The sequence below is a fragment of the Roseateles sp. P5_E1 genome (assembly GCF_054049335.1).
In genome coordinates, this window is record NZ_JBFUMN010000530.1 from 1 (window position 1) to 504 (window position 504).

The window sequence follows — 504 nt, forward strand, 5'->3', positions numbered from 1 at the left end:
GGCGGCGAGCGTCCACAGCCGATCGCCGATCAGTCGCCGCCGCCAAGCTACCCGCCGGCCGCACTGCGTCGCGGTGATACCGGCACGGTGGTGGTGCGCGTGGAGGTGGATGCCACGGGCTATCCGTCCAATGTCACGGTGATCGAGCGCAGCGGTTCACGCGATCTTGATCGTGCCGCCTCCGATGCCGTGCGTCGCTGGCGCTTCACCCCGGCGCACAGCAATGGCCAGGCCGTGCCGGGAAGCATTGAAGTGCCGTTCGACTTCAAGCCGCAGTAATGCGCTGCAACCATCCTCGTTCGCGCGGCTGTCACGCGCGGCGATTTGGCAACGACTCATCAAGCTGAACCTCGTCGGGAATGCAGTCGCCGCGTTGACGTTGCGGTGACACATCCGCAACCGTTCACGGGCAAGACTGCGGCTGTCACAACGACACCAGGAGTCCGCCATGAGTGTTACCCATGCCCACGACATGCACGCCTCGCCGCAGCACCAGCGCGATGC

General features: G+C 65.7%; 1 protein-coding gene. It reads left to right on the plus strand.

All coding sequences use genetic code 11. The features are described 5' to 3' along the window. Positions 1–279: energy transducer TonB (locus ACXJKJ_RS32470; RefSeq protein WP_457395884.1), on the plus strand; the 279-nt coding region annotated here is incomplete at its 5' end. Between the last annotated feature and the right edge of the window lie 225 nt (positions 280–504).